We start from the raw sequence: 25,196 nt of genomic DNA on the forward strand, positions 1-25,196 counted from the left end.
AAACAAATGAAGAAGCAACTGCTGGCCCTCGCGGCCGGACTCGCCCTGAGCGCTGCAGCTTTCGCAACGGATGAGATCAAGGTCGTCGTTGACGCGGCCAAGCCCGGCCCGGTGATCAACAAGAACATCTACGGCCAGTTCGCCGAGCACCTGGGCACCGGCATCTACGAAGGCATCTGGGTCGGCCCCGACTCCAAGATCCCGAACGTGCGCGGCTGGCGCAAGGACGTGGTGGGCGCCTTGAAGAACCTCAAGGTGCCGCTGGTGCGCTGGCCGGGCGGCTGCTTCGCCGACGAGTACCACTGGCGCGAAGGCATTGGCCCGCGCAACAAGCGCCCCGTGAAGGTCAACACCCATTGGGGCGGCGTGCCCGAGAACAATGCGGTCGGCACGCACGAGTTCTTCGACCTCGTGGAGCAGCTCGGTGCCGAAGCCTATGTGAACGGCAATCTGGGCACGGGCAGCGCGCAGGAGATGGCCGAGTGGCTGGAGTACATGACGGCCGAAGGCAAGTCCACGCTCGCCGACCTGCGCCGCAAGAACGGCCGCGACAAGCCCTTCCGCGTCCACTACTTCGCCATCGGCAACGAGACCTGGGGCTGCGGCGGCAATATGCGGCCGGAGTACTACGCCGACCTGTACCGCCAGGTCGCCACCTTCCTGAAGACGCCGGCCAACAACCGCCCGCTCTTCATCGCCAGCGGCGGCAACGACCAGGACACCAAGTGGACCGAGGTGCTCAGCAAGAACATCCGCTGGAACTTCGACGCCATCGCGCACCACTACTACACCTTCCCCTCCGGCAAGTGGGAGGGCAAGGGCCCGGCCGTGGGCTTTGGCGAAGACCAGTGGATCTCGACGCTCGCCAACACGCTGAAGATCGAGCAGACCATCGTCAAGAACAAGGCCATCCTCGACCAGAACGACCCGAAGAAGCGCCTCGCCCTCTACATGGACGAATGGGGCAGCTGGTACGACCCCGAACCCGGCAGCAACCCCGGCTTCCTGGTCCAGCGCAACACCCTGCGTGACGCGCTGCTGGCAGCCCTGCACTTCAATGTGTTCCACGCCCACGCCGACCGCGTGCGCATGAGCAATATCGCGCAGATGGTGAACGTGCTGCAGGCCATGATCATCACCACCAAGGACCAGCTGATCCTGACGCCGACCTACCACGCCTTCGAGATGTACACGCCCTTCCAGGACGCGACCTCGCTGCCTGTCACGGTGCAGAACAACCCGACCTACAGCGTGGCCGCGCACAGCATGCCAACGATCAGCGCCACGGCGGCGCTGGCCAAGGACGGCAAGCTTTGGGTGGGCCTGGTGAACGCCGATGCGACCAAGCCGCAGGAGCTGACGCTGGATCTGGGTGCCGCGGTGAAGTCGGCCAAGGGCCGCATCCTGACGGCCGCTGCAATGGATGCAGAGAACAGCTTCAAGGCACCGAATGCGATCAAGCCCGAGCCCTTCGAGGCGCAGGCGGTGAACGGCAAGCTGGTCGTCAAGCTGCCGGCCAAGGCCATCGTCGTGCTGGCGGTGGAGCGCTGAGCGTGACGACCCCGAACCAGCGTCGCGACTTCCTGGTCGCAGCGGGCAGCATGGGCGCTTCGCTGGCCTTGACGGCCTGTGGCGGTGGCGGTGGTGGCGGCAGCGCGCCGGCGCCAACGCCTGCTCCCGCGCCGAGCCCTGCACCGGCACCGGCACCGGCACCGGCACCGGCACCGGCACCAGCACCTGCACCGGCCCCCGCGCCAGCCCCGGCGCCCGCCACGCAGGCCGCCGTGCCCTTCACCAATGCCTCCGTGCACGACCCATCGGTCATCAAGGTCGATGGCAGCTACTACGTGTTCGGTTCGCACCTGGCAGCCGCCAAGAGCGGCGACCTGATGAGCTGGACCAAGCTGGCCGAAGGCGTGAACGACGCCAACCCGCTGTTCAACAAGGTCACCACGGCGCTGGCCGAGACCTTTGCCTGGTCGCAGGTCACCGGGCTCTGGGCCGCCGATGTGGCGCGCCTGGACGACGGCAAGTTCTACATGTACTACAACTCCTGCAAGGGAGACTCGCCCCGCTCGGCGCTGGGTGTGGCCGTGGCCGACAAGGTGGACGGCCCCTACGTCAACAAGCAGATCATCCTGAAGTCCGGCCAATGGGGCCTGGCCAGCGAAGACGGCACGATCTACGACGCGACCAAGCACCCGAACGTCGTCGACCCGCAGGTGTTCAAGGACGCCGACGGCGTGCTCTGGATGATCTACGGTTCCTACTCCGGCGGCATCTTCATCCTGAAGATCGACAAGACCACCGGCTTGCCCATCGCCGGCCAGGGCTACGGCAAGCACCTGATGGGCGGCAACCATGCGCGCATCGAGGGCGCCTATGTGCTCTACAGCCCGCAGAGCAAGTACTACTACCTGTTCACCTCCTTCGGCGGGCTCGATGCCAGCGGCGCCTACAACCTGCGCGTCGCTCGCTCGCTGAAAGCCGACGGCCCCTACGTCGATGCCGCTGGCAAGGACATGGCCACGGTGATGGGCGCGGCGGGCACGGTGTTTGACGACGCCAGCATCGCGCCGCACGGCCAGAAGCTGATGGGCAATCACCAGTGGCAAATGGTCGGCAGCGAGAGCGGCACGGCGCTGGGCTATGTCTCGCCCGGCCACAACTCGGCGTACTACGACGCGACGACCCAGCAGTACTTCCTGATCTTCCACAGCCGCTTCCCGGGCACCGGCGAGCTGCACGAGATCCGCGTGCATGAGATGCACCTGAACGAGGACGGTTGGCTGGTGGTGGCGCCGTTCCGCTATGCGCCGCTGAGCTTGGCCACGCCTGCGCAAACAGCCGACGTGAGCAGCGCGCAGACAGTTGGCAGCTACAAGCTGATCAACCACGGCAAGGACATCACCGCGACGATCAAGACTTCGGTGGCGATCAAGCTGAATGCAGACGGCACGGTCAGCGGCGGCGCGACGGGCACCTGGGTGCACAAGGGCAGCAACAAGGCCTCGGTGACCCTGACCGGCACCGGCGGCGGTACGTTCGCAGGTGTGCTCTCCCGGCAGTGGAATACGAACGCCAATGCCTTCGTGGTGAGCTTCAGTGGGCAGTCTGCGGCTGGAGTCTCGATCTGGGCTGCCAGGACCGGGGACTGAAGCATGAAGAGGCTGATCGTCGCCCTGAGCCTCTGCGGCGCAGCCTCCTTCGCAGGAGCTGCGGCCCAGCTGTTTCCGCTCAGCGACGTCCGCCTGAAAGACGGCCCCTTTCTCGAAGCGCAGGACACCGACCGCCAGTACCTGATGGCGCTGGACGCAGACCGCCTGCTCGCGCCCTTCCGCCGCGAAGCCGGCCTGCCCTTGCCGAAGCCGAGCTATGGCAACTGGGAGTCCAGCGGGCTCGACGGCCACATGGGCGGCCACTATGTCTCGGCGCTGGCCTTGATGTGGGCCTCCACGGGCGATGCGCAGGTCAAGCAGCGGCTGGACTACGTGATTGCCGAACTGAAGCGCTGCCAGGATCAGATCGGCAGCGGCTACATCGGCGGCATCCCGGACGGCAAGACCGCCTGGTCAGAGGTCGCGCAAGCTCAGCTCAAGGTCGACAGCTTCTCGGTCAACGGCCGCTGGGTGCCCTGGTACAACCTGCACAAGCTCTTCGCCGGCCTGCGCGACGCCCATGTTCACGCGGGCAGCGAAGACGCGAAGCAGATGCTGGTCCGCTTCAGCGACTGGGCCTTGCAGCTCACCGCGAAGCTGAGCGACGAGCAGATGCAGCAGATGCTCAGGAGCGAGCACGGCGGCATGAACGAGGTGTTTGCCGATGTGGCGCAGATCACCGGCGATGCCAAGTACCTGAAGCTCGCCCAGCGCTTTTCGCACCAGGCCCTCCTGCAGCCGCTGCTGCAAGAGCGCGACGCGCTGACCGGCCTGCATGCCAACACGCAGATTCCCAAGGTCATCGGCTTTGATCGCATCGCTGAGACGGGCGGAGACAAGACCTGGCACCAGGCTGCCCGCTTCTTCTGGAAGACCGTGGTGGACAAGCGCACGGTCGCCATCGGCGGCAACAGCGTCAAGGAGCACTTCCACCCGGACGGCGATTTCCAGCCCATGCTCAACGAAGTGGAAGGCCCGGAGACCTGCAACAGCTACAACATGCTGAAGCTCAGCGCCGCGCTCTACCGCGCCGATGCGGCCCAGGGCGGCGCCTATGCCGACTACTACGAGCGCACGCTCTACAACCACATCCTCTCGGCCCAGCATCCGCGCAGCGGCGGCTTTGTCTACTTCACGCCCATGCGGCCACAGCACTACCGCGTCTACTCGCAGGTGGATCAAGGCATGTGGTGCTGCGTGGGATCCGGCATCGAGAGCCACGCGCGACATGGCGAGTTCATTTATGCGCATGAGGGCGATGCGCTCTACGTGAACCTGTTCATCGCCTCGACCGTGAACTGGCGCGAGCGGAGCGTGCGCATCACGCAGAGCACGCGTTTCCCGGATGAGGGCCGCAGCCGCATCACGATCAACGATGCCGGCAGGTTTGCCTTGAAGCTGCGCTATCCGTCCTGGGTGGCTGCCGGCGCGATGAGGCTCAAGCTCAACGGCCGCGCACTCAAGCTGAGCGGCAAGCCGGGCGAATACATCGAGATTCGCCGCAGCTGGACGGCTGGCGACACCGTCGACATCGAGCTGCCGATGCGCACGCAGCTCGAGCCCATGCCAGGCCTGAAGAACTACTACGCCGTGCTGCATGGACCCATCGTGCTGGCCGCCAAGACCGCAGGCCCGGCCGGAGAGCACTTGAACTTCCGCGCCGACGATTCGCGCATGGGCCATATCGCGCAGGGCCCGGTCTGCCCGCAGGAATCCGCGCCGGTGTTCGTCAGTGACCGCAGGGATTTCGAGCGCCGCTTCAAGCCGGTGAAGGGCCAGCCGCTGACCTTCACCGCGCCGGGCCTGATCCAAGGGCGCAATACCGAGCACCTGCGGCTGATCCCCTTCTTTCGCCTGCACGATTCGCGCTACATGCTGTACTGGGCGCACGCCACGCCGGCCCAGCAGAGCATGCTGCGCAGCTCGATGGCCGCTGCCGAGTCAGAGCGTCTGAAGCTCGATGCGCAGACCATCGACCAGGTCGCGCCCGGCGAGCAGCAGCCGGAATCGGACCACGGCTTCAAGGGCGAAGGCGTGGAGAGCGGCATCCACAAGAACTCGCGCTGGCGCCATGCGCGGCAATGGTTCAGCTACGAGCTGAGCGACGGCGAGCTGCAGGCTCGCACCTTGCGCCTGAGCTTCTCGGGCGGCGATGCGGGCCGACGCTTCGACCTCATCGTCAACGGACAGCTGATCAGCGAGATCCTGCTTTCCGCCAACGAGCAAGAGATCTACAGCCGGGACTTCGAGTTGCCGGCCGAGCTGGTCCAAGCCTCGGGCGGCAAGCTGAGCATCAAGTTCGTCGCCAAGCCCGGCTCCATCGCCGGCGGCCTCTACAGCCTGCGCTTGCTCCGCTGACGAAACGCTCGCCAGGTTGAGCACCGCCGCCACCCGCCGCTTCCTACCATCCCTTCAAACCAAGAACCGGAGACAACCATGACGACCACCCTTCTGCGCCGCACCCTGCTGGCCGCCGCGCTCCTTGCACCACTTGTCTCGATGGCCGCCGACAAGCCGCTGGTGATGGGCTTCTCCCAGGTGGGCGCCGAGAGCGAATGGCGCAGCGCCAACACCGCCTCGGTGAAGGATGCGGCCAAGCAAGCCGGCATCAGCCTGAAGTTCGCTGACGCTCAGCAGAAGCAGGAGAACCAGGTCAAGGCGATCCGTAGCTTCATTGCGCAGAAGGTCGACGTGATCGCCTTCTCGCCGGTGGTGGAGTCGGGCTGGGACACGGTGCTCAAGGAGGCCAAGGCGGCCAGGATCCCGGTCATCCTGACCGACCGCGCGGTCAATGTGTCGGACCCTTCGCTCTACGTCAGCTTCATCGGCTCCGACTTCGTCGAGGAAGGCCGCAAGGCCGGCCGCTGGCTCTTGGAGCGTGCGGCCAAGACGCCGAGCGCTTCGCTGAACATCGTCGAGCTGCAAGGCACCGTGGGTTCGGCCCCGGCCATCGACCGCAAGAAGGGCTTTGAAGAAGTGATCAAGGCCAACCCCAAGCTGCAGATCATCCGCTCGCAGTCGGGCGAATTCACGCGGGCCAAGGGCAAGGAAGTGATGGAAGCCTTCCTGAAGGCCAAGGACAAGAAGATCGACGTGCTCTACGCACACAACGATGACATGGCCATCGGCGCAATCCAGGCGATCGAGGAAGCAGGCCTGAAGCCGGGCAAGGACATCGTCATCGTGTCCATTGACGGCGTGAAGGGCGCATTCCAGGCCATGCTGGCGGGCAAGCTGAACGTGACCATCGAATGCAATCCGCTGCTGGGTCCGCAGCTGATGCAGCTGGCCCGCGATGTCGTCGCTGGCAAGCCTGTCGAGAAGCGCATCACGGTGATCGAGGGTGTGTTCCCGGCCGAGGTCGCCGCCAAAGAGCTGCCCAATCGCAAGTATTGAGATGACTGGTGCCGCGCCTGTGCTGGAGCTCTCCGGCATCCACAAGGAGTTCCCGGGCGTCAAGGCGCTCTCGGACGTGCGTCTGCGTCTCTTCCCCGGCGAGGTCCACACGCTGATGGGCCAGAACGGCGCCGGCAAGTCCACCTTGATCAAGGTGCTCACCGGGCTCTACACACCGGAGCAAGGCCGCATCGTCTTGAACGGCACCGAGATCGCTCCGCGTTCGACCGAAGAAGCGCAGAAGCTGGGCATCAGCACGGTCTACCAGGAAGTCAACCTCTGCCCCAATCTCTCGGTGGCGGAGAACATCTGCATCGGCCGCTACCCGCGCCGCTGGGGGCAGATCGACTGGCGGGCCATGCGGGCCGAGGCCCGCCGCGTGCTGGCGCAGATGGACATTGCCGATATCGACGTGGACGCTCCGCTGTCGCGCTACTCGCTGTCGGTGCAGCAGATGGTGGCGATTGCGCGCGCGCTCAGCATTTCGGCCCGCGTTCTGATACTCGATGAGCCCACGTCGAGCCTTGATGAAGCTGCCGTGCAGCGGCTGTTCACCGTCCTTCGCCGCCTGCGCGAGCAAGGCATGGCCATCCTCTTCGTCACCCACTTTCTGGACCAGACCTATGCGATCTCGGACCGCATCACCGTGATGCGCAACGGCGAGACCGAAGGTGAATACCTGGCGTCTGACTTGAGCCGCCTGGCCCTGGTCAACAAGATGGTGGGCGAGTCGCAGGCCGAGGCGCGGGAGCGCACGGCCAGTGCGAGCCAGGCTGGCGAGACCGTGCTGCATGCCAAGGGCCTCGGCCGCACGGGTGCCCTGCAGCCGCTGGACCTGGAGATTCGGCGCGGCGAGGTGCTGGGCCTGTGCGGCCTGCTCGGCTCGGGGCGCACCGAGACCGCCCGCCTGCTGTTTGGCGCCGATGCGGCAGACTGCGGCGGCATCGAGATCAAGGGCCAGCTGCAGCGCTTCAACTCGCCGCGCGAGGCGATTGCCGCCGGCATCGCCTTCTGCTCCGAGGACCGCAAGCATGAGGGCGCCATCCTGGCGTTGTCGGTGCGCGAGAACATCGTGCTGGCATTGCAGGCACGCGAGGGCCTGCGGCTGGTGATGAGCCATGCCGAGGCGCAGGCCCTGGCCGACGACTTCATTCAAAAGCTCGGCATCAAGACGCCGAGCGCCGACACCCCCATAGCCCAGCTCTCCGGTGGCAATCAGCAGAAGGCCTTGCTGGCCCGCTGGCTGGCCACCGACCCGGCGCTTTTGATACTGGACGAGCCCACGCGCGGCATCGACGTGCGGGCCAAGGAAGAAATCATGGACCACGTGGCCGGCCTGGCCCACCGCGAGGGCGGCATGGCCGTGCTCTTCATCTCTTCCGAGCTGCCCGAGGTGCTGCATTGCAGCGACCGATTGCTGGTGCTGCGCGACCGCAAGGCCGGCGGCGAGTACCGGCGCGGCGAGCTGGACGAGAAGACCGTGCTTGAAGCGATTGCCGGCGAGGCTGCATGAAGGAACTGTCCCGCCCTCTTGCGGCGCTCGCGCTGCTGCTGATCGTCGCCCTGTTCAGCGTGCCCGGCTTCTTCCATCTGGAAATCAAGGACGGCCATCTCTATGGCAGCCTGATCGACATCCTCAACCGCGCCGCGCCCTTGATGCTGGCCGCGCTGGGCATGACCCTGGTGATTGCCACGCGGGGCATCGATGTGTCGGTCGGCGCCGTGGTGGCGATCTCGGGCACCGTCGCCGCCGCGCTGGTCGCCGCGCAGCAAAGCCTCTGGGTCGCACTGGCCGCCGCGATGGGCGCTGCGCTCGTTTGCGGCGCGTGGAACGGGCTTCTGGTCGCGGCGCTGGGCCTGCAGCCCATCATTGCCACTCTGATCCTGATGGTGGCCGGCCGCGGCCTGGCCCAGCTGTTCGCCGATGGGCAGATCATCACCGTCTACGAGCCGGCCTCGTTCTTCTTCCTGGGCAGCGGGCATCTCGCGGGCCTGCCGTTCTCGCTCTTCGTCGTGGCCGCCATGTTCGGCCTGACCTCGCTCCTGATGCGCAAGACGGCGCTCGGCCTCTTCATCCAGACCGTGGGCATCAACCCGGTGGCCGCGCGGCTGGCCGGTGTGCGCACCGCGGCGCTGATCTTCTTCGCCTACCTGTTCTGCAGTGCCTGCGCCGGCCTGGCCGGGCTGATGATCGCCTCCAACATCAAGAGTGCCGACGCCAACAACGCCGGCCTCTTGCTGGAGCTGGATGCCATCCTCGCGGTGACCCTGGGCGGCGGCCAGCTCACCGGCGGCAAGTTCAGCCTGGCCGGCAGCCTGATCGGCGCGCTGATCATCCAGACGCTCAGCTACCTGATCTACGCGCTGGGCGTGCCACCGCAGGTCACCATGGTCGTGAAAGCGGTGGTGGTGTTCGCGGTCTGCATTGCTCAGTCGCCAGCTCTGCGCAGCAATGGGAGCCGCGCATGAAGGCCTTGATGCACAAGCTGCGCGCCATTGCTGCCGCGCCATCGTTCACCTCGCTGGTCAGCGTCGCCCTCTTGCTGACGCTGTTCGGCGCCGGCGCCGCCAACTACACCGGCTTTGCCTCCCTGCAGGTGGTCTTCAATCTCCTGATCGACAACGCCTTCCTGCTGGTGATCGCGGTAGGCATGAGCTTCGTGATCCTGTCGGGCGGCATCGACCTCTCCGTCGGCTCGGTGCTGGCCCTGACCACCATGGTGGCGGCCTGGCTGCTGCAGGTGGTGCACTGGCCGCCGCTGCTGGTGATGGCCGTGGTGCTGCTTGGCGGCGCGCTGTTTGGTGCGGTGCAAGGCTGGCTGATCCACCGCTTCAGGCTGCAGGCCTTCATCGTCACGCTGGCCGGCATGTTCCTGGCGCGCGGCCTGTGCTTCCTGATCAGCGTGGACTCAATCACCATAGCCTCGCCGATGTTCGTCGCGCTCTCGCAAACGCAATGGACGCTGTTCGGCGCCTTCGTCTCGCCGGGCGCGGTGATCGCGCTCGCCGTGCTGGTCATCGGCATCTGGGTCTCGCAGCGAACCGCCTTCGGCCGCGCGGTCTACGCCATCGGCGGCAATGAGCAGTCGGCCTTGATGATGGGCCTCAATGTTGGCCGCAGCAAGGTCTTGATCTATGCACTGAGCGGCTTCTGCGCCGCGCTGGCGGGCCTGCTGTTCTCGCTCTACATGCTCTCGGGCTACGGCCAGCATGCGCAGGGCACCGAGCTGGATGCGATTGCCGCCGTGGTGATTGGCGGCACGGTGCTCAGCGGCGGCTATGGCTATGTGGCCGGCGCGCTGTCGGGCGTGCTGGTGCTGGGCCTGATCCAGACCTTGATCGCCTTTGACGGCACTTTGAGTTCCTGGTGGACCAAGATCGTCATCGGCGCCCTGCTCTTCGTCTTCTGCGTCGTCCAGCGTCTGCTGGCTCGCCGCGTGTCATGAAAGCTTCCATGAAAATTCTGATCTCCGCGCTGGCGCTCGGCCTGGCCACGCTGGGCGCCCAGGCCGGCAACCCGCTGTTCCCCAAGCTCTTCACCGCCGACCCAGCGGCCATCGTCGACAAGGGCCGCGTCTACCTCTATGTGGGTCACGACGAGGCCAAGCCGGAGGACAAGGACTATGTGATGCACGAGTGGCGCGTCTACTCCACTTGCGACATGGTCAACTGGCGCGACGACGGCGTGCCGCTCACGCCCTTCACCTTCAGCTGGGCGCGCGACAAGGCCTGGGCGGCCGACGTGGTCAAGCGCGAAGTTGACGGGAAGATCAAGTACTGGTTCTACGCACCGGTCGCGCACAAGACCATCCCCGGCATGTCCATAGGCGTGGCCGTGTCCGACAGCCCCACCGGCCCCTTCGTGGATGCGCGCGGCACGGCCCTGGTCACCAACGACATGACCACGCAGACCCAGATCAGCTGGGACGACATCGACCCCGGCGTCTTCATTGACAACGACGGCCAAGCCTACTTGTACTGGGGCAACACGGTGCTGAAGTACGCCAAGCTCAAGCGCAACATGACCGAGTTCGACGGGCCCATCCACGTGGTGGAGGTGCCCAACTTCACCGAAGCGCCCTACCTCCACAAGCGCGCGGGCCTCTACTACCTGAGCTACGCCCAGCACTTCCCGGAAGAGATCGCCTACATGACCGGCACTAGCCCGACCGGGCCCTGGACACCACGTGGCGTGATCATGGGCAAGAACGCCAAGACCAAGACCATCCACCAGGCCTTCATCGAGTTCAACGGCAAGTCCTATGTGCTGTATCACAACGCCGAGCTGCCCGGCGGTGGCGAATGGCGGCGCTCGGTGGCGGTGGAGGAGGTGCACTACAACGCAGACGGCACGATCCAGCCGATCGTGCAGACCAGGGAAGGGCCCAAGGCGAACCCAAGCCCGGGGTGCGAGAGCGGCAAGTAGCCGCGCCTTGCCGGGGAGGCGGGCCTTGCGGTCTACTGCGGCGACCGGAGGCTCGCCACGACCGCATCGCCATGAAGATCCACAGCATCACCCCCATCCTCAACGTCACCAGCGTGCCTGACAGCGACGACGACGTGGGCGCCAACTGGATGAGCCTCTGGCTCGGGAGTCCGGCCGAGGTGGACGAAGCCCACACGCTCTCCGTCGCGAATGGCGCCACCGTGCTGTGGCCGCCGACCGACGAGCCCTGGGGCGTGCGCGAGTGCCGCATCATGCGTCCGGACGGCCATGTGTTCCGGCTCGGTGCCGGGCTCGGCGAGTAAGCCGCTCGCGCCCGCCAGATGCGCCAGTCGCCCAGGCCGGGCCCGCGCTGGCCGTAGCATGGGCGCTCGCCCAGGAGATCATCCATGCTGCTGCGAACCCTGTTGAGCACTGCGCTGTGCGCCGGCCTGTTGCTGCCGATCCTGCCGTCTGTGGCTGTTGCTGCTGCAGCCGCCGACGCCGAGACCAAACCCCAGGTCATCGCCCTGATCGCCACGCTCGGTGACCAGCTGACCATCGTCCGCAAGCGCCCGACGCGCGCGAGCGACGTCGAGCCCTATTCGCGCAAGCCGCTGCAGGTCGATGCCCAGCTGCTGAACTACTCGGTGCTGCGCGGCCTCGATGCCGCCGTGGCCGCCGCCGAGCCTGAGGCGCGCCGCGTGATGCTGCGCTGGCGGCCGTCCGAGGAGCTGACGGCGCAGCTGCGCAGCGCCACGGTCAAGAACGCCGACGAGCTGCTGTTCGCTGCCCTGATCCATCAACTGAGCCAGATGCCGCAGCGCGCCGACTGGGACCGCATCGAGGCCATCGTGCCGAGCTACTCCCATGTGGAGAAGGACGGCCTGCCGCGCCGCATCGGCGGCATCGGCATCTTCATCCAGCCGGTGGGCAGCGAGTGGTCCATCACCGACGAGGAAGGCGTGGACCGCACCAATGAGTACAAGGCCGACGCCTACGACACCGTCAACCCGCACAGCGGCGTCAAGGGCAAGGACACGGCCTTCGTCGCGCCCTACATCTACTTCGAACGCCTGACGCTCGACGCCAAGACGCTGCGCGTGCTCTCACGCCAGCCGCTGTACGCCAACACCAAGTACAGCGACCCCAATGCCAAGTCCATGGACATCGTCGAAGGCATCTCGCCGGCCGAGCTGGTCAGCCACCTGAGCGCCCTCGTGGAGAAGGCGGCCTACCAGTCGGTGCGCGGCAAGGTGGAGGTGGAGGTCGGGCCGGTCAAGCAGGTGCCGGGGAAGTGATCAGGTAGCGCACCTCAGCAGTCGGACACTGCCTCCTTGCGCAGATACTTCCGCGAATACATTTCGTCTGACAGACAGGCTTGGTTGTACAGCTTGCCTTTGTCATCGAACCAGAAGTCGTACTTGTCGCCGCGGCGCTGTCCGCGCAGCACATAGCTGTGACCGGCCGCCGCATTGACCTCGAGCACGGCTTCGGAGGTGGCGAGCGTCAGCTTCGCCCCGGTGGTGCCCAGGGTGTAGTTGTCGAAATTCATGTAGCGCACCTTGACCGTGCGCACCCCTGCAGGTACCAGCAGACCCTGTGTCAGCCGGGCGGCACCCAGCACCGGATCCACAACCGGCTGTCCATCGACTGCCACCACATGGATCCAGCCGCGTGCGCCTTCGGACAGCGTTGCGAGTTGCTCGGCCGGTCGCGGCGGCCCGGCATACAGATGCTTGGGCTCAGGCGGCATCAGTCCGCAGGAGGCCATCAGCATGCTCAGCGGCAGCAGTATCAACTTTCTATGCATGGGCGTTAACCGAATGAATGGTTAGGGTGGTTTTTGGCGGCCGCAGCATACACGGATCACATGCTCTGACAGAAAAAGGGCGCGGATTGTCGATTGAGCAACCCGACTTGCTGCCAAGCGCGCGGCGTCGAAGCCCGGCTGGTCTCGCCCCTGATCGGGCAAGAACTCGACGTGACGGTGCCTGGCAGGGTGCAGATGGCGGACTGGGCTGTCTGGGAGCTGCGGCAGTTCTGCTGGAAGGCCAGCCTCAGCCACGCAGCAGGTAGTCGATCGCCGCCGTGACCGTCGCCACCTGCGCCGCATTGCATTCGGCCGGGCTGGCCGTGGCGCTGTCCGGGTAGACCTCGGTGGTGGTGACATAGCGCGCTGCCGTCATGCCGCCGCACAGGCCCAGCGAGCGCTTGGGGTACTCGATCACGCCCCATTGCTGCAGCGGGCTGCCGATGATGGCGTCGTGCGCGTCGGCCTCGGCGATGTGGGTGACCTGGCGTACCGCCTCGATCAGCGCCTTCTGGAATGCGGGCGCCGGGCGCTCGCTGTCGGCCACCAGGTAGAAGCCGTCGGGCACGGCATGCCATTCGTAGACTTCGCCGTCGCGCGCGGCCTTGGCGGGCCGGAACTCGCTTTCGTCGCTGTCGGTGGTCTCGTGCAGGTCCACATGCAGGTCGAAACCCGGGCCTTGCGCCGCCACGCATGCCATGGCCAGGGCGGCCTCCAGCGCCGGGCTGTCGGCCTTGAACTGCCGGTTCGGGTCGATGGCATCCGGGTTCCAGCGGTTGATGGTCTCGTAGGCCCAAGGGCTGATGCAGGGCAGGACCAGCAGATTGACCCGGCCCGCCTCACCGTCGAAGCAATCGCGCAGCCATTGCAGCGCGCCCTGCACGCCGCTGGTCTCGTAGCCATGCACGCCGCCGGTCACCAGCACCGAAGGCAGGGCCGGGTTCCAGTGGCGGCTGCGCACGGCGTAGAGCGCGTGGCTGCCCTGGCCCAGGCGGGCGTAGTCGATCTGGCCGTAGCTGAACAGTTCGGCCTGCGCCGGCAGGCCCGCCTTCAGCGGAGCGACGACCTCGTCTGCATAGCTGCGCTGCACGCGCTGACGCGACAGCCAGAGCGCCTTCTCGGCCGCGCCCCAGGGGGTGCCGGGGGTACCGATCGGATATGGAGCATGGGTCGGTTCAGTGTTCACGGGTTGCACCAGATTGGGACGACGCCGCGCACGATACACCGCCAGCCCATGCAGCCTGGCGTTCCGAACGCGCGTATCGAAGCCATCTGCATCTCAGCCCGCCGTTCGTGCGGACTGTCGCGGACCGCTTCCGCCGGCCCCGCGCCTTTCGGACACTGCATTCACTGACACAGCAAACACACGCAAGGAGCCCACCATGAACACCACCGCCAAAGCCCTCGTCTTCGCCATCGCCACCGTGGCCGGCGCCGCCTTCGTCGGCAGCGCCCTCGCCGAGGGTACCGCCCCTCGAGGCGAGATCGTGAAGCTGGAACGCGTGGTGATCACTGGCAAGCGTGCCGAAGCCTCGGCCGTGACGGCCCAACTGCCGCGAGTGGTGATCCTCGGCCGCACGGTGGCCCATCTGGACCGCAATGTGGCCGCCATCACGCCGGACGGCCAGTCCATCTGATCGACAGGTCATCGACAGCGCGTCGGCCGCCCCGCCAGAGGGCGCCGACGACGACAAGCCAAGTCAGCAAGTGAACGAGGGGAAGAGGGAGACATGCAAGAACCACTGAATCAGCGCGTCCTGGCCTGCGAGCAGGAGAACCGCAGATTGCGCAAGCTGCTCGCGCTGCAGAGCGTCGCGGGCCTGGCCATCGTGCTCGGTGCCTATGCCGGCATTTCGCGGGCCGGCGGCGACAACACGGTCGACACGATACGGGCCCGCGAGATCCTGGTGGTCGATGCCAACAACGTGGTCCGCGCCCGCATGAGCGGCGACATGCCGGATGCCGTGATGGCGGGCGGCCGCGTGGCCAAGCGCGGCACCAAGGCCGCCGGCTTCATGATCTACGACGAGGAAGGCATAGAGCGCGGCGGCTACGTGACCATGGACACGGGCAGCAATGCCATGCTCTCACTCGACTCCAAGCATCACATGGTGGCCCACATGGTCGTGGGCCCGGACAAGGAGGAAGCGGCCGCGCTGCGCCTTGGCGGCCAGCAGCGGGCGCTGGAGTTCCGCACCGATGACAACGGGGCCCGCATGAGCCTTGAGGCCGAGCGCAAGGTGGTGCAGCAGATTCCTGCCATCGACACCCTGCGGCCCGAGAGCTGCCAGCAGCAGATCGAGCTGGAGCAGAAATACCCGGGGCGCAACATCTGCCGTTTCCGCTTCACGGCCGAGGCCTGCGCACGCTGCCTGAAGGCCCAGTAGGCGCGCGCCCTCAGCCCCCTCGCAGCGGCTTCAGCAGATCGCCCAGGCCGTTGTGGTCGATCTCGTACATCAGCGCCAGCAGGCGGCCGATCTCACCCTTGGGAAAGCCCTCGCGTGCGAACCAGCCGAGGTAGTTGGCCGGCAGATCAGCCAGCAGCACACCCTGGTGCTTGCCGAAGGGCATGGTCTGGCTGACGAGTTTTTGCAGGTCTTCAGGATTCATCGTGCGCGGCTACAGTGCACGCACAGTGTAGGCAAGGGGGCCCCATGACCGACCAGACCATACGTTTCGATGACGGCGCCAGCTACGAGCTGATGATGGGCCGCTGGAGCCGCATCGTCGGCGAGCGCTTCCTCGACTGGATTGGCGTGCCGCCGGCATCGACCTGGGTCGACATCGGCTGCGGCAACGGCGCCTTCACCGAGCTGGTGGTGCAGCGCTGCCAGCCGGCGAGGGTGCAGGCTTTCGACCCGGCGCCTGCTCAGATCGAGTACGCGCGCGGCCGGCTGCCCGCCGGATCGCCGGTTCAGTGGGAGCTCGGTGACGCGATGCAGCTGCCGCTGGCCGATGCCAGCTGCGATGCCGCCACCATGGCCCTGGTGCTGTTCTTCGTGCCCGACCCCAAGGTCGGGCTCGCCGAGATGTGCCGCGTGCTGCGCCCGGGTGGCGTGGCGGCGGCCTACCACTGGGACATCCTGAATGGCGGCTTCCCGCTGGCCGCCATCGGCGCCGAGATGCAGAAGCTGGGCGTGCCGCCGCGCCTGCCGCCCAGCGTGCAGGCCTCGACGCTGGAGGCCTCGCTCGCCCTGTGGCGGGAGGCCGGCCTGCAGCAGTTGCGGACCACGCAGTTCACCGTGGAGCGCCAGTTCGACAGCTTCGATGCCTACTGGCACAGCGCCGCCAGCAGCAATGCCATGCGGCCGATGTTCGAAGCCTTCTCGGCCGAGCAGCTGGAGCAGCTGAAGCGCCATGTGCGGCAGCGGCTGCAGGCGGGCGATGGCCCGCTGACCGTGAGCGCGCGTGCCAACGCGGTCTGCGGCCTCAAACCCTGAGCAACGCCCCGTCCTGCGCGGGCCGAAGCGTGAGGAAGTTGCCAACTTGAAGCAGCAAGGCAACACGGCCGTCGCGCCATGCACCGAAGATCACACCATGGGAATGCTTGATACCGAGGAACTGCGCTGGCGAACCGCCGTGGAGCAAGGCCGCTTCGGCGTCTGGGACCTGGATCCCCGGCTGGACACCGTGCGCTACTCGCCACGCTGGATGGCGCACCTGGGCTTTACCGGCATAGAAGCCGCCGACAGCACCTCGTTCTGGCGCTGCCGCGTGCATCCGGCCGACCTGACACCCATGCTCAAGGCCCTGCGCTCGCACCTGGATGGGTTCCGCACCAGCTACGAAGCGCGGTTCCGCATCCGCAGCAATGGCTCGGGCTACCGGCTGATGCTGTCGCGCGGCCTGGTGGTGGAACGCGATGCACGAGGCCAGGCGCTGCGCATGGTGGGCACCATGGTCGACCTGACGGATCGGCCCGGCATGCCGCTCGATGAGCCACTGGACAACGACCAAGAGGCCGCCAGCCTTGCTGCGCAGGCGCCCTGGACGCTGCTGAACAACCCAGTGCCGTCTGGCATCGCAAGCCAATTCGGCGAACTGCTGGACCTCTCGCTGCGCCAGGCGCCGGGCCCGGCCTGAGCCGACCTCAGTACAGCTCCCGCGCCGCCACCCTCACCTCCTGCAGCAGCTGGCGCGCACCGGGTGACAGCAGATGGCCCTCGCGGGTGATGATGCCGAAGGCGTCCATCTTGCAAGGCAGGTCGATGGGCAGGATGGCCAGCACCTTCAGCGAGGCGTAGTAGCGCGCCACCTCCACCGGCATCACGTGCAGCGAATCAGTCTGCTGCAGCAAGGCCGTGATCAGGAGCAGGGCCGTCGTGTCCACCGCATTGCCCGGCGGCTCCAGCGCGGCGCGGCGGAACATCAGCTCCCAGCGGTGGCGCAAGACGCTGCCGGGCGGCGGCAGGATCCAGGGCTGGTTCGCCAGGTCGGCGAGCTTGAGGTTGTCTTCCTTCAGGAGCGGATGGCCGATGCGCGCCACGGCGCAGGCCGGCTCCACCGTCAGCTCCTCGTAGTGCAGCCCGGCCGCGCCCTCCTCCTCGACGATGCGGCCGATCATGAAGTCGAGCTTGCCCTTTTGCAGCATGTCGACCAGCACCTTGCTGGTTTCCATCTGCACGCCGATCCGCAGCATCGGCGCCTTCAGCTTGATGCGCGAGATGGCGCGCGGCAGGAGGCCCATGGCCGGCGTCATGATCACGCCCACCTCGACCTGGCCAGCGAGGCCGTTCTTCAGGGCGACGATGTCTTCATGCGCAAGCGACAGGCTGGTCAGCGCCATGCGGGCGTGGCGGATCATGGTCTCGCCGTAGAGCGTGGGCTCCATGCCCCGCGGGTGGCGCTCGAAGAGCTTCACCTCCAGCATGTCCTCCAGGTCCTTCAGCTGCTTGGAGGCAGCCGGCTGGGTCATGCACAGGGCCTCGGAAGCGCGGTGGATGTTGCGCTGCTCGTCCAGCGCGATCAGGAGCAGCAGCTGGCGGGTCTTCAGCCGCGCGCGCAGGAACCAGTTCGGATTGGGGATGTGGTCGGTGCCGGCGCTGCTGTCGAGGTCGTCGTCGTCCATGGCCGGGCCTCAGGCGAGATTGACGCTGCCATTGCTGGCCAGGATGGTCGAGAGGTCGTCGCTGGTTTCTTCCAGCTGCACCAGCGTGGCCTGGCGTGCGCCCAGCGGGTCGCGGTTCTGCAGCGCGGTCAGGATGGCCTTGTGGCGCGGCAGCGAGAGCGCGTGCGTGTTGGGCAGCTGGCTGCTGAGGATGATGGACTCGCGCAGCGCCAGCGACAGCATGTTGCCGATGTAGGCCAGCAGGTCGTTGCCGGTGGCCTCGGCGATGCGGCGGTGGAAGGCCAGGTCGGGCTCCAGCAGCTCTTCGGTCGTGGTGGCGGCGGCCATGCCCTCGAAGGCCTGCTCGATCGACTTCAGCTGCGGCTCGGTAGCGGCACGCGCGGCCAGGGCAGCGGCGGCCGGCTCGAAGATGCGGCGCACTTCCAGCAGGGTCTGCACGAACTCGCGCTGCGGCTTGGCCTGGATCAGCCAATAGAGCACGTCGGGGTCCAGCAGATGCCATTCATTGCGCGGCCGCACGATGGCGCCGGCCCGCTGGCGCGACACCACCAGGCCCTTGGCCACCAGCACGCGCACCGCCTCGCGCAGCACCGGCCGGCTGACCGCGTAGCGCTCCAGCAGCTCGGCCTCGGCGGGCAGCTTGTCGCCAGGCTTGAACTCGCCGCCGACGATGGCGCCGCCCAGCTCGCCGACGATGCGGCCGTGCATGCTCTTGCCTTCGGGCTTCAAGCTGTAGGTGCTGTGGTCGGCGCGGGATTTCATGGGCGGCACGCTATCACAGGGCTTCACTTGAATCGGGCCACGAAGCCGCCATTGGGCTTCATCGTCAACGCGGTTCGGGCTGCGGCCTTGAGACCTTGGATCTTGAAGTCGCGCGGGCCGTCTCCATCGCCAATCAGCTCGGCCTCGCGGCCTTTCAGGAAGCTCAAGTCCAGCGTCACGGTCTTGTCCGAAGTCTCCGCATTGAAGCCGGCCACAAACCACTGCTGGCCGGCGCGGCGCGCCAGCACCAGGTGCTTGCCCGGCTCGCCGGCCAGGAACCTCACTTCGTCCCAGCGGCGCGGCAGCGCCTGCAGCAAGGCCTTGACCTGCGGCGGCACGGTCGCCATGCCCTCGGGCACCTCGGCGAAGTGCTGGATGCCCGAGAGCAGCAGCACGGCCTGGGCCAGCTCGAAGCCGTTGCGCGTGCTGCGCTTGATCTTGGGAATGTCGCCGAACACCAGGGGCGTGAAGTCCATCGGGTCGAAAAGATTGCGTGCGAAGGTCAGCATGGCCAGATGCGGCCCGACCTTGTCCTGGTCCTGCTGCTCGAAGGTGGCGAACTCGAAGCCCTTGACGCCCTCGGCCGTCATCAGGTTGGGGTAGGTGCGGGTCCAGCCGCGCGGCAAGGTGGCACCGTGGAAATTGACCAAGAGGCCGGCGGCGGCCGTCTCTTTCAGGAGGTCCACGTAGTAGGCGATCATCGACTGGCCGTCACCGTTGAAGAAGTCGATCTTCAGGCCCTGGATGCCCAGCGCCTTGACGCGGGCGAACTCGCGGGCGCGTTGCTCCTTGCTCAGGAGCGCGCTCTTGGGCGTCATCTTGGTGTCGTTCCAGGGGCCCGAGCTGTTGTACCAAACGAGGATGGCCACGCCCTTGGCAGCGGCGTAGTCGACCAGCTCCTTCATCTTGGCGTCGCCGATCTTCAGGTCCCAGTCGGCGTCGACGAGCGTGTAGTTCCAGTGCATGTCGGCGGCGTAGTCGACGAAGCGCTTCTGCACCTCGAAGACCGTCGCGTCGTCCTTCAGAAGGGCCCAGCTCCAGGACGCGTGGCCGGGTTGCAGCTTGGCCTTGTCGAAGGCGACGGCCGGCGCGGCCAGGTCGGTGCCGAGCGTGGACTCCATCACCGTCTTCAGCGAGCCGATGGCGAGCACGCGCCAGGGCGATGTCAGTGTTCCTTCGACGTTGGCCAGCAGGCCACCCCCGGTGAAGACCTCGGCCGGCATCGGCGTGCCGAGTTGGTACTCGCCGCCCGAAGATTCGGCGCGCAGGCGCGAGGCGTGGAAGCTGCCGTCCATGTTGGCCTCGGTCAGCGCCACCCAGGTGTCGCCCGTCTTGAACAGCGCCGGGAACACCCAGCCCGCCGGCGACGGCGAGGCCGTGCCCGCCGGCATGTCCATCACGTAATGCTCTTCATAGGCCGGGTTGACGCGGCTCCAGCCCGTCTGCGCCACCGACATGGGCTGCAGCCAGGCGCGGGCCGTGGGCGCGAAACGGAAGCTGCTCAGCTCCTCGCGGAAGCTCTTGCGCGCAAGCGACGGCTCGGCCACCACATAGCGAAAGGCCACGCCATCGTTCGAGGCGCGGAAGATGAGCTGCATCTGCTGGCCGGCCGGGTTTTTGACGGTGAAGGTCTGCTCGTTGGCCTGGTAGTGGATCTGGCTGCGCTTGCCCACCGCCATCTCGTAGCGCTCACTGTGCGGCAGCACCGGCGAGCTCGACACCAGCGCGAGCTGCGAGCCCAGGTCGGCGCCCTCCAGCATCAGGCCGAGGCGTGAAGCGAGCAGCACCGGCTGGCCGGCGCGCTGCACCGTGTAGACCAGCTGCTGCTGCTCGTTGACGCGCAGCTCGACGGCCAGTTGTTGGTCGGGGCTGGTGAGCGGCGCGGCAAAGGCGCTGGCGGCCAGCAGGGGAAGCAGCATCAGCAAGCGGCGCATGGCTCAGCTTTCCATCGAGCAGGGGCCATCGGCCACGGGCGTGCCGAAGACGGGGAAGCCGGCCGCGTCCCAGCCGAAGGGCTGGACGCGCGCATGGCGGTTGGGGTCGTTCAGGGGGTCGCCCACGATGTCGCGGTAGTTGCGCGCGTGATAGACCAGCAGGTCGACCTGGCCGTCGCGCGTCGTCGTGAAGCTGTTGTGCCCGGGGCCGAACTGGCCCACCGACTCGTCGGTCTTGAACACCGGCTGCGGCGACTTCTGCCAGCTGGCTGCATCCAGCAGGTCGGCGTTCTCATCGGCCCAGAGCAAGCCCATGCAGTAGTTGGCGTCGGTGGCGCTGGCCGAGTAGGCGATGAACACGCGGCCATGACGCTTCAGGACGGCCGGTCCCTCGTTGACCAGGAAGCCGATGCGCTCCCAGTCGAGGTCCGGGCGGGTGATCAGCACCGGCGCTGTCGCGAGCGTCCAGGGGTTGGACAGCTCGGCGATGTAGAGATTGCTTTCGGTGGCTGGGTCTTTCTGCGCCCAGCAGAGGTAGCGGCGGCCAGCGTGCTCAAACGTCGTTGCGTCGAGGGAGAAGCCTTCGGCATGCGTGCGCACCTGGCCGCGCTCGACCCAGGCGTCACGCAGCGGGTTGTCGCCCAGGCATTCCAGCACGTAGATGCGCAGCTTCCAGATGTCGTCCACCTCGCTGGCGGCGAAGTAGATGAACCAGCGGCCTTCGATCCTATGCAGTTCGGGGGCCCAGACGTGCTGGCTCATGGCACCGGACTCGTGCTTGCGCCAGACGATCACCGGCTCGGCCGTCGCGAGCTCTGCAATCTCATCGGCGCAGCGCAGCTCGATGGCGTCGTAGCTCGGCACCGAGGCGGTGAACCAGTAGCGGCCATCGACCAGGGAGAGATGCGGGTCCGCGCGCTGCGGTATCAAGGGGTTGTTCCAGCTGCTCATGAGCGCGCCACCCTCGTCACGACCACATTCCAGGAAGCCGGCAGCAGCCGCACTTGCAATTGCTCGCCGTCAATGACGACACCGCCCAGCGCCGTGGGCGCCACCTTGTCGGGTTCGGCCGCCGTGTTCGCGGCCTCCAGGTCGGCATGATGCAGCTGCTTGGCCGCCACCAGCTCGCGCTCGCCGCCGAGGCCGCGCAGCGTGATGCAAAGGTTCATCGCGTCACTGAGATGCCGGTTGAGAAGGAACACCGCCGTCGTGCCCGTGGCCCGGTCGTCCACCACGCTGGCGCACAAGTAAGGCAGCTCGCCGTACTTCTCGTTCGCATAACCAGGCGACTGGATGGCCGGCCGCAGCACGGTGCCCCGCGCCCACCTTGCCGCCTGCGCGAACGGATGAAAGATGGTCTGCCGCCAGGCCGGGCCGCCGGGCTCGGTCATGATGGGGCCGATCACGTTGACCAGCTGGGCCAGGCAGGCGACCTTCAGGCGGTCGGCATGGTTCATCATCATGGTCAGCATGCCGCCGATCAGCAGCGCGTCCTCGGCGGTGTAGACCTCCTCCAGCAGGCGCGGCGCCTCGGGCCAGCCCTCGCGCTTCATGTGCTCGCCATGGCGGGCGCGGTACCAGACGTTCCACTCGTCGAAGCTGAGCATCAATCGCTTGCTCGAACGCTTGCGTGCCGCCACCGCATCGGCCACCGCAATGGTGTCCTCGATATAGCGGGCATTGGTCTCGATCTGGGCGAAGAAGCTCTCGCTGCTGGTGTCGGTTGGCGGCTTGACGAAGTAGCTGTGCAAGGAGAGGTAGTCCACCTGCTCGAAGCAATGCTCCAGCACCCGGTCTTCCCAGACGCCGTAGGTGGGCATGTCGTAGGCCGAGGAACCGCAGGCGGCCAGCTCGACCGTGGGGTCCACCATCTTCATCAGCTTGGCCGTCTCCTGCGCGAGGCGGCCGTACTCGTCGGGCGTCTTGCGGCAGATCTGCCAGGGGCCGTCCATCTCGTTGCCCAGGCACCAGAACCTGATGCCGTGCGGCTGCTCGTAGCCATGGCTGCGCCGCAGGTCCGAGAGCGCCGTGCCGCTCGGGTGGTTGCAGTACTCGAGGTAATGGCGCGCTTCATCCGGGCCGCGCGTGCCCAGGTTGACGCCATACATCGGTGCTATGCCGACCTTGCCGCACCAATCGACGAACTCGTTCGTGCCGACCTGGTTGGTCTCGGTCGAGAACCAGGCGAGGTCCAGCCGGCGCGGGCGTTGCTCTTTGGGGCCGACGCCATCTTCCCAGTTGTAGCCCGACATGAAGTTGCCGCCGGGGTAGCGAACGATGGTGGCACCGAGCTCCTTGGTGAGCGCCATCACGTCGCCGCGAAAGCCCTGCTCTTCGGCCGTCGGGTGGCCAGGCTCGTAGATGCCGGTGTAGACGCAGCGGCCCAGATGCTCGACGAACACGCCGAAGAGGCGACGGTCCAGCGGCGCGACGGGGAAGTCGCGGTCGACCGTGAGTTGGGCAGAAAACATCAGCGACGGGCTTTCTTCAAGGCGAGATTGACGCGCTTCTCGACGCTGGCCTGCACCTCGCTCACCGGCTTGGCCGAGATCATCAGATTGGCCACGTCCTCACCGATCAGCAGCTCGATGGCGCGCTGCGTCGGCACATTGCCGGGCATGCCCGTGCCGGTGGCCGTGATCTCGGCCAGGCCTTCGCGCAGCGGCAAGCGGCGGAAGGCCTCGCTCTCGGCGACCTTCTGGCTGACCGGCAGGTGGCCGGTGCGCGACCATTCGGCGCTGTGCTCCCAGATGAACTTCAGGAACTTGAGGCTGGCCTCGTGGGCCTTCTCGTCCACCGCGCCACCCTTGAACAAGGCCCAGGCGTGGCCGTCGGCGAACACCGCCTTGCGCTCGAAGAGCTGCGGGAAAGGCAGGACCGCATAGCCGCCCTGCAGCGGCGAATCGGCCTTCTGCGATTCGCGCAGGAACTGGTCGATGGTCCAGGTGCCCACCACCACCACGCCGGCCTCGCCGTTCAGGAAAGCCTGGTTGGCGGCGGCGTAGTCGAGGTTGGGCTTGATATGCCCTTCCGCATACAGCTGCTGCATCAGGCTCAAGGCCTGGGTGACGGCCGGCTGCTGCATGTGGATGGTTTTGCCGTTTGGAGCGAACAGGGTGGCGTTCTGCTGCGCCACCAAGGTCAGGAAGGTGCGGTTGTTGGCCGCCGTCTCGTTGGCCACAGCCCAGGCGAACAGGGGCTTGCCGGTGCGCTCCTTGAAGCGCCGGGCCTGGGCCAGCAGCTCTTCCGGCGAACGCGGCAGCAGCGGCTGGCCGTTTGCGCCCATCAAGCCGGCCTTCTTCATGAGCGTGGTGTTGATGTGCCAGAGCCAGGCCCAGGTGTCGAAGGGCAAGGCATAGCGGCTGCCCTCGAACGTGGTGCCTCGCTTCGCATGCTCGGTGAAGTCGCTCACGTCTATGCCCACGCGCTCGAAGTCGGCATCCAGCGGCAACACCAGCTTGCGCCGCACATAGTCGCCCAGGGCCGATTCATGCATCACCGCCACGGTGGGCACATCCTTGGCCACCAGGCGCGCGGTCAGCTGGTCGTAGTACGGGCCCCATTCGCCGATCTGGGTGCGCACCACGATGCCATCTGTGTTGGTTGCGTTGAACTCGTTGACCAGCGTGGTGATGATCCCGCACTCGCCCACGCCTTCCGAGGCCTTCACGACCTGGCCGAACTTCGCCTCGCAGCTGCCGAAGAAGCGCATCAGCGTGATCTCGGTCTTGCCGTCGTCACGCGCGCTCTGGCCGCAGCTGGCCAGCAGCGCCAGGCTCAGGATGGAAATGCTGCGCTTGATCATTGCCGTCCTGTCCCTGCCACGGCGGTGATCAGGTGCTTCTGGAAGAAAAGATAGAGCATCAGCACCGGCGCTCCCGCGAACACCGCCTGCGCCATCAGGAACCCGAGGCCCTCGGACTGCGCGAAGTTGGTCTGCGTCGAGGCGAGGCCGCGCGTCAGCGTGTACATCTCCGGCTTGGTGGCGATCACCAGGGGCCAGAGGTAGTCGTTCCAGCAGCCGAGGAAGGTGAAGATGCCCAGCGTCGCCTGCGCCGGCAGGCTCAAGGGCAGGATCACCAGCAGGAAGGTCTTGAGCCGCGAGGCGTTGTCCAGCATCGCCGCCTCTTCCAGGTCGATGGGCACGGCCTTGAAGTACTGCGTCATCAGGTAGACGCCGAAGGGCGCAGCCAGGCCCGGCAGGATCAGGCCCGCATGGGTGTTCTGCAGGTTCCAGTCCGAGAACAGATGGTGCAGCGGGATGAAAGTGGACTGCGCCGGCACGGCGAGGCCGAACATCACGACGGCAAAGAGGATCTTGCGGCCCGGGAACTCGCAGCGCGCGAAGCCGTAGCCTGCGAGGGATGAGAGCACCAGCACGCCCAGCGTCTGCAAGAGCGCCACCAGGGCGCTGTTGCCGAGCCAGCGGAACACGGAGGACGTCTGCAAGATGTCCAGGTAGTTGGCCAGCGTGTAGGGCGGCGCCAGGAAGACGTCGGTGTGCGTGAGCAGGAACTCGTTGGGCTTGAACGAGAGCGCCAGCACCCACAAAAGCGGCGCCACCCAGGCCAGGGCCAGCAGGCTGAGGCCGGCCATCAGCAATCGGTCAAACCAGCCCTTTCTCAACTGAGCGTTCATGTGA

At 66.6% G+C, this 25,196-nt stretch carries 24 protein-coding genes; 14 read left to right on the top strand and 10 right to left on the bottom strand.

The annotated features are described in order from the left end of the window. Positions 1-6: 6 nt before the first annotated feature. The 10 genes from J7U46_RS21380 to J7U46_RS21425 all read left to right on the top strand — a co-directional run bounded on the left by J7U46_RS21380 (position 7) and on the right by J7U46_RS21425 (position 12,278). Positions 7-1,551, top strand: coding sequence for an alpha-L-arabinofuranosidase C-terminal domain-containing protein (locus tag J7U46_RS21380; RefSeq protein WP_282829250.1), 1,545 nt, complete (start codon positions 7-9; stop codon positions 1,549-1,551). A gap of 2 nt (positions 1,552-1,553) precedes the next feature. Continuing rightward, positions 1,554-3,158, top strand: a complete 1,605-nt coding sequence (locus J7U46_RS21385) for a glycoside hydrolase family 43 protein (RefSeq protein ID WP_282829251.1) — start codon at positions 1,554-1,556, stop codon at positions 3,156-3,158. A gap of 3 nt (positions 3,159-3,161) precedes the next feature. Continuing rightward, complete coding sequence (locus J7U46_RS21390) at positions 3,162-5,516, top strand: glycoside hydrolase family 127 protein (protein ID WP_282829252.1); 2,355 nt, start codon at positions 3,162-3,164, stop codon at positions 5,514-5,516. A gap of 78 nt (positions 5,517-5,594) precedes the next feature. Next, positions 5,595-6,554: an ABC transporter substrate-binding protein gene (locus tag J7U46_RS21395; RefSeq protein ID WP_282829253.1), complete on the top strand. Its 960-nt coding sequence runs from the start codon at positions 5,595-5,597 to the stop codon at positions 6,552-6,554. Position 6,555: 1 nt separating this feature from the next. Further along, entirely contained in the window at positions 6,556-8,067 is a 1,512-nt protein-coding gene (locus J7U46_RS21400) for a sugar ABC transporter ATP-binding protein (protein ID WP_282829254.1), read from the top strand. Further along, the gene (locus J7U46_RS21405; RefSeq protein WP_282829255.1) at positions 8,064-9,023 is read left to right on the top strand and encodes an ABC transporter permease; all 960 of its coding nucleotides are present in this window, start codon (positions 8,064-8,066) and stop codon (positions 9,021-9,023) included. The genes J7U46_RS21400 and J7U46_RS21405 overlap by 4 nt, the downstream gene beginning before the upstream one ends. After that, on the top strand, positions 9,020-10,000 hold the full coding sequence (gene yjfF / locus J7U46_RS21410; protein WP_282829256.1) for a galactofuranose ABC transporter, permease protein YjfF: 981 nt from the start codon (positions 9,020-9,022) through the stop codon (positions 9,998-10,000). Before J7U46_RS21405 ends, yjfF begins: the two co-directional genes overlap by 4 nt. Before the next feature lie 8 nt (positions 10,001-10,008). Continuing rightward, positions 10,009-10,980: a glycoside hydrolase family 43 protein gene (locus J7U46_RS21415; protein ID WP_282829257.1), complete on the top strand. Its 972-nt coding sequence runs from the start codon at positions 10,009-10,011 to the stop codon at positions 10,978-10,980. Between the two features lie 71 nt (positions 10,981-11,051). Beyond that, positions 11,052-11,303, top strand: a complete 252-nt coding sequence (locus J7U46_RS21420; RefSeq protein ID WP_282829258.1) for a hypothetical protein — start codon at positions 11,052-11,054, stop codon at positions 11,301-11,303. An 84-nt stretch (positions 11,304-11,387) separates the two neighbouring features. Beyond that, positions 11,388-12,278: a hypothetical protein gene (locus J7U46_RS21425; protein ID WP_282829259.1), complete on the top strand. Its 891-nt coding sequence runs from the start codon at positions 11,388-11,390 to the stop codon at positions 12,276-12,278. Between the two features lie 14 nt (positions 12,279-12,292). Here J7U46_RS21425 and J7U46_RS21430 read toward each other — a convergent pair whose 3' ends face one another. Both J7U46_RS21430 and J7U46_RS21435 read right to left on the bottom strand, forming a co-directional pair. Beyond that, positions 12,293-12,757, bottom strand: coding sequence for a hypothetical protein (locus tag J7U46_RS21430; protein ID WP_282829260.1), 465 nt, complete (start codon positions 12,755-12,757; stop codon positions 12,293-12,295). A 280-nt stretch (positions 12,758-13,037) separates the two neighbouring features. Next, positions 13,038-13,976 (bottom strand): M14 family metallocarboxypeptidase, encoded by a 939-nt coding sequence (locus J7U46_RS21435; RefSeq protein ID WP_282829261.1) that lies wholly within the window; start codon positions 13,974-13,976, stop codon positions 13,038-13,040. Between the two features lie 196 nt (positions 13,977-14,172). On the opposite strand from J7U46_RS21435, the gene J7U46_RS21440 reads away from it, so the two are divergent. Together J7U46_RS21440 and J7U46_RS21445 are read left to right on the top strand one after the other, a co-directional pair. Continuing rightward, the gene (locus J7U46_RS21440; RefSeq protein WP_282829262.1) at positions 14,173-14,427 is read left to right on the top strand and encodes a hypothetical protein; all 255 of its coding nucleotides are present in this window, start codon (positions 14,173-14,175) and stop codon (positions 14,425-14,427) included. Positions 14,428-14,520: 93 nt separating this feature from the next. Further along, positions 14,521-15,177, top strand: a complete 657-nt coding sequence (locus tag J7U46_RS21445; RefSeq protein ID WP_282829263.1) for a hypothetical protein — start codon at positions 14,521-14,523, stop codon at positions 15,175-15,177. A 10-nt stretch (positions 15,178-15,187) separates the two neighbouring features. On the opposite strand, the gene J7U46_RS21450 is transcribed toward J7U46_RS21445, so the two are convergent. Beyond that, the gene (locus tag J7U46_RS21450; RefSeq protein WP_282829264.1) at positions 15,188-15,400 is read right to left on the bottom strand and encodes a DUF3820 family protein; all 213 of its coding nucleotides are present in this window, start codon (positions 15,398-15,400) and stop codon (positions 15,188-15,190) included. 44 nt (positions 15,401-15,444) lie between these two features. Between J7U46_RS21450 and J7U46_RS21455 the strand changes: the two genes are divergently transcribed. Beyond that, the gene (locus J7U46_RS21455) at positions 15,445-16,230 is read left to right on the top strand and encodes a methyltransferase domain-containing protein (RefSeq protein WP_282829265.1); all 786 of its coding nucleotides are present in this window, start codon (positions 15,445-15,447) and stop codon (positions 16,228-16,230) included. Positions 16,231-16,327: 97 nt separating this feature from the next. Further along, positions 16,328-16,873 (top strand): PAS domain-containing protein, encoded by a 546-nt coding sequence (locus J7U46_RS21460; protein ID WP_282829266.1) that lies wholly within the window; start codon positions 16,328-16,330, stop codon positions 16,871-16,873. Between the two features lie 7 nt (positions 16,874-16,880). On the opposite strand, the gene J7U46_RS21465 is transcribed toward J7U46_RS21460, so the two are convergent. The 7 genes from J7U46_RS21465 to J7U46_RS21495 are packed head-to-tail and all read right to left on the bottom strand — an operon-like array spanning position 16,881 to position 25,192. Further along, a complete protein-coding gene (locus J7U46_RS21465; RefSeq protein WP_282829267.1) occupies positions 16,881-17,858 on the bottom strand; it encodes a LysR family transcriptional regulator in 978 nt (325 codons plus the stop codon). A 9-nt stretch (positions 17,859-17,867) separates the two neighbouring features. Then, positions 17,868-18,620, bottom strand: coding sequence for a FadR/GntR family transcriptional regulator (locus J7U46_RS21470; protein ID WP_282829268.1), 753 nt, complete (start codon positions 18,618-18,620; stop codon positions 17,868-17,870). A gap of 23 nt (positions 18,621-18,643) precedes the next feature. Further along, a complete protein-coding gene (locus tag J7U46_RS21475; RefSeq protein ID WP_282829269.1) occupies positions 18,644-20,554 on the bottom strand; it encodes a glycoside hydrolase family 97 protein in 1,911 nt (636 codons plus the stop codon). 3 nt (positions 20,555-20,557) lie between these two features. Continuing rightward, on the bottom strand, positions 20,558-21,505 hold the full coding sequence (locus J7U46_RS21480) for a glycoside hydrolase family 43 protein (protein ID WP_282829270.1): 948 nt from the start codon (positions 21,503-21,505) through the stop codon (positions 20,558-20,560). Further along, positions 21,502-23,025, bottom strand: a complete 1,524-nt coding sequence (locus tag J7U46_RS21485) for an alpha-N-arabinofuranosidase (RefSeq protein WP_282829271.1) — start codon at positions 23,023-23,025, stop codon at positions 21,502-21,504. Before J7U46_RS21485 ends, J7U46_RS21480 begins: the two co-directional genes overlap by 4 nt. Then, a complete protein-coding gene (locus J7U46_RS21490) occupies positions 23,025-24,359 on the bottom strand; it encodes an extracellular solute-binding protein (RefSeq protein ID WP_282829272.1) in 1,335 nt (444 codons plus the stop codon). Before J7U46_RS21490 ends, J7U46_RS21485 begins: the two co-directional genes overlap by 1 nt. Beyond that, positions 24,356-25,192: a carbohydrate ABC transporter permease gene (locus J7U46_RS21495; RefSeq protein WP_282829273.1), complete on the bottom strand. Its 837-nt coding sequence runs from the start codon at positions 25,190-25,192 to the stop codon at positions 24,356-24,358. Before J7U46_RS21495 ends, J7U46_RS21490 begins: the two co-directional genes overlap by 4 nt. Positions 25,193-25,196 lie beyond the last annotated feature (4 nt).

It is taken from the genome of Pelomonas sp. V22, from assembly GCF_030014915.1.
Classification (GTDB): domain Bacteria; phylum Pseudomonadota; class Gammaproteobacteria; order Burkholderiales; family Burkholderiaceae_C; genus JAUASW01.